Here is a 510-nt window from a genome sequence, read left to right as displayed (position 1 = left end):
CGGTCGAGGCCGCCCTGCAGCGCGCCAAGCTGCCGCGCGAGGCCCTGTCGGTGCTGGTGGTGGATGCGGAGGGCCGGCAGGCGCCCCGGCTCGCCTACCGCGCGCAGGTGCCGGTCAATCCCGCCTCGGTCATGAAGCTGGTCACCACCTATGCCGCGCTGGACCAGCTGGGGCCGGCCTTCACCTGGGACACGCCGGTGTACCTGGACGCCGCCCGCGGTCGGGCAGCCTGCAGGGCAACGTGTACATCAAGGGGCAGGGCGACCCCAAGCTCGTGGTGGAGCGCCTGTGGCTGCTGATGCGGCGCCTGCAGGCGCAGGGCATCCAGGTGATCGTCGGCGACATCGTGCTGGACCGCAGCGCCTTCGACGTGCCCGACCACGATGCCGCGCGCTTCGACGGTGAGCCCCTGCGCCCCTACAACGCCGCGCCGGACGCGCTGCTGGTCAACTACAAGTCGATCGCCATGACCTTCGTGCCCGATGGCCCGGCCGGGCTGGCGCGCGTGCA

The 510-nt window shown here is 72.4% G+C and carries 1 pseudogene; it reads left to right on the top strand.

The window, feature by feature from the left end:
• Positions 1-50: 50 nt before the first annotated feature.
• Positions 51-510: pseudogene (locus AC27IQ_RS27000) on the top strand (D-alanyl-D-alanine carboxypeptidase); the annotation flags it as partial.

The sequence above is a fragment of the Acidovorax sp. KPB24-07 genome, from assembly GCF_057543315.1.
This window is presented reverse-complemented; position numbering and strand designations above follow the sequence as displayed.